At 69.4% G+C, this 3091-nt stretch carries 3 protein-coding genes; 1 reads left to right on the top strand and 2 read right to left on the bottom strand.

All coding sequences use genetic code 11. From position 1 onward, the window contains the following. Window positions 1-527 precede the first annotated feature (527 nt). On the top strand, window positions 528-971 hold the full coding sequence (locus ACZ6CZ_RS37900; RefSeq protein WP_469030652.1) for a hypothetical protein: 444 nt from the start codon (window positions 528-530) through the stop codon (window positions 969-971). A 600-nt stretch (window positions 972-1571) separates the two neighbouring features. Here the strand turns inward: ACZ6CZ_RS37900 and ACZ6CZ_RS37895 are convergent. After that, entirely contained in the window at window positions 1572-2444 is an 873-nt protein-coding gene (locus tag ACZ6CZ_RS37895; protein WP_469030651.1) for a hypothetical protein, read from the bottom strand. 171 nt (window positions 2445-2615) lie between these two features. Beyond that, entirely contained in the window at window positions 2616-2843 is a 228-nt protein-coding gene (locus ACZ6CZ_RS37890; protein WP_469030649.1) for a hypothetical protein, read from the bottom strand. Window positions 2844-3091 lie beyond the last annotated feature (248 nt).

Genomic DNA, 3091 nt, shown 5'->3' with positions numbered 1-3091 from the left:
GCTACGAGCGCAAAGCCGAACACTTCCTCGCCTTCACGAGCCTCGCATGCACCCTGATCTGCTACCGCAGGCTCGCCAAATGAGATGACCTCTAAACACCCACAGGCCATCAACACCGGCCGCGACGGTCACGCCGCACCCCTGCCCGCGGGGCCGGCGCGAACTCCACCGCGGTGCCGTCGCAGCCTGCCGCAATGTCCAGAAGAAGCTCCCGTGACGACTACGGCAGAGGGACGGCCCTCGTCCAGGCCCGGCAACCGCCGCACTACCGTCTGAGCGGCGCGGGGCTCTGTCGGGGGAAGGGACTCGAAGCCGGCGGCAGGCGGACCCTTCACGGCAGCGCGGCCAGAACCCCGCAGTTGGTCCTGACAGCACTTCCGTGATGGCTACGCCAACGGGACCGCACTGAGCCGCGCCAGTCGCTTCGCCGGTCGAGATCGTGCCTATCCGCGTCGTTGGTCTTTATCTGACCGGGGGCCTCCTACCTGGCGCCCTCCACCTCAGACGCCGCGGAAGGGCAAAAGTGCATGCGTAAAGCGATGCTCAGCACATTGATGATCATGATGATGTCCGCCACAGGGACAATGCTGTCCGCGCCGGCCGGGGCGCACACCGTCCAGAGTCTCCCCCTCCGCGCGGAGGGGAAGGCTGAGTTCACCTACGATGCGCCGGAGATCAGCGAGGCGGGCGATCGCATCACCTGGGAGTGGAGTGTGGTGAATACCGGCGATGCGCCGGTGTCCAAGGTCGTCTTGACCCACAAGATCACCCCCCAGCTGACGGTGAGCAACGTCAGTCCCAACTGCGAGGTGGAGGCCGGCGGGGATATCAAGTGCAAGTGGGACACCCTCGGGCCGAACGAGACGGCCAAGGGTGCCATCACGGCAGTCCTGCCCCCAGACCTGAACGGCGGCGCCCACATCAACGGACTCATCACCTGGGAACCCGCCAGCGAAGCGGACCCCACATAAGATCCCTCCTAAGGAACCCCTCGTGGCGCTTGCCAACCAGGACCTCCAGTGCAACCCCGGTCCCGGCGCAGCCCAGCTCGCTGGTGACACCGCGGGTGACCGTGTTGATCCAGGCCGTGGATGTGGCCCATCGTCTCCGAACCGGACAGCTCCACCCGCGCGGTGAGGACGATGTCGTCCGGCTCGGCGAGGAACAGCAGCGCATCCGCTCTCTCGAACGGTACGAGGCGGCCGACCGGGTCGGGGTGGGCCGCGTGAAGGCGTGCCAGGGCAAGCCACATGTCCCCCGGATCACTCTGCCCGAGCGAGGCCGGGCTGTCTTGCTTGTTTCGTCTCATGGCTCCGGTCTACGGCCTGGACGTGGTGTCGGCCGGGTCCGGTCCTTCGCCTCCCAGATGCTGGCGCCACGATCTCGGGGGGCGTCCCGCGCTGCGGGCCGGACGCCGGGCAAGCCCTTCGTGCGGCGGGGCTTGCCCAACCACCGGGCCGGTGACCGATGACCGGTCGGCGGGCCGAGCGTGACCGATCCACCTCCCGCGATCGGTCAACCGGCACGTCAGAGACATGACCGACCCCGTGCAACTACTCGGGCCGGATCGGTCACCAGCTGTGTTCCGGCGACGCCGTCCCGCCCGCGGTCGGCGGGTGGAGCGGCGTCGCCGGGCGGGATCCGGAGCGCCGGCCGAAGAAGCGGCGCGGCCTGCCCTGGTCGTCCTCCGGCTCCAGCGGTGCGGCGGCCTGGAGGCGGGCGGCCTCGGCGGCGGCTTCCTCGCGGGCGACGTCGTCGGCGTGGCAGGTGCCGCACACGGACACGTCCCCAGCGTTCCAGGCAGTCCGGTGAGCGGTGGTCTCCTCCCAGCGCTGGTCGGTGAACTTCCCTCCGCACCGCTTGCACACGGGGCGCTGCGCCTCTCGCTCAGCGGCACGACGCCGCTCGTCCTCCGCTTCGGCGCGGGCGTACTGGCGGCGGAAAAGAACATCGCCGTCGGGGTTGTCCAGCGCGGCCGTCAGCGTCTGTTCGTCCTTGCGCCCCAGGCGCCGCCACACCGCCGCGTCCGCGCCGTGCCCCGCCAGCTGCTCCAGAGTGGTGACGACGACCGGCACCGCCTGGCCGTAGTCCCGCGCGGTGATCCCCCGGTGGTAGGTCTCGTACCGGCGAGGCGCCCAGTAGTCGCGGCCGGCCTCCTCCAGCACGTCGACCGTGTTGTCGACCTTCGCCTGCGTGGTGTCCGCGAACACGAACGCCACCGGCACCAGGCCCTCCCGGCCGGTCGGCGGGTAGACCCGGCGCCACAGCCGCTTCTCGTGGTCGACGTGCTCGATCGCGTCCGGCCGCGAACGGACCCGGTCCACGGTGCGCTTGTCCGCGTCCTTCGGGAGCAGCCGGCCCCACTCCCAGTACCGGCGCAGCTTGGTGACCAGGTCGTGCGCGTCCTCGGTGCGGCGGTCGATCTCCAGCAGCAGTACCGGCACCCCGGCCTCCGGCGCCCGCACCACCAAGTCCGCCCGCTGCACGTAGTTGTTGCCGAGCCGGTGCCCGATCTCGGTCTGGAATCCGAGCCGGTGGCCGATCCCGGCGCGGTGGAGTTCGGCGGCCGTCGAGGTGACTGCCGCGGCGTGGTCGTCGTAGCCGGCGCCGAGCGGCTAACCCGTGACCGGGTCGTACTTCTCTTCGCGCAGCACCCAGACCCGTATGCCCTTCGGCTCCAGCAACTGCTTCGCCTCGCCGTGTCCGCGCTTGGGCAGCACCCACACCTGCCGCTGGTCCTCCTGCACCGACTCGATCCTCACCAGGTGGTGGTCCTCCAGATCCAGGAGGTTGTCCCGCGTGAGCTTGTCGTGCTGGTTGTCCGGACGGGTCAGCTTCCACAACTGATCGGGCGTAGCCCTCTGGAAGATCCCCAGCACTTGCAGCAGCTCCCGGCGTCGAGGCCCGGTCGAAGTCCTCCTGTGCTTGGGACGCCTCGCCACATGAGGGTTGGTCGGACCTGCGACGACCCCCTGTCCGTCGGGCCTGACCTGCAGTGTCGGTGGTCTTCTAAAAGTGGACCAGTCTCCGACTTTGAGAATTGACCCCCTTCCGGGGTCTGGCTCGTTGAGCCAGACCGGGAGGATGGGTG

Source organism: Streptomyces sp. NPDC041135 (assembly GCF_055592085.1).
Note: the sequence above shows the minus strand (reverse complement) of the source record. Positions and strands in the feature narration are given on the sequence as shown.

Excerpts from the sequence above, each read along its gene's own strand:
- ACZ6CZ_RS37900 (WP_469030652.1), top strand. The coding sequence starts at position 528 with ATGCGTAAAGCGATGCTCAGCACATTGATGATCATGATGATGTCCGCC.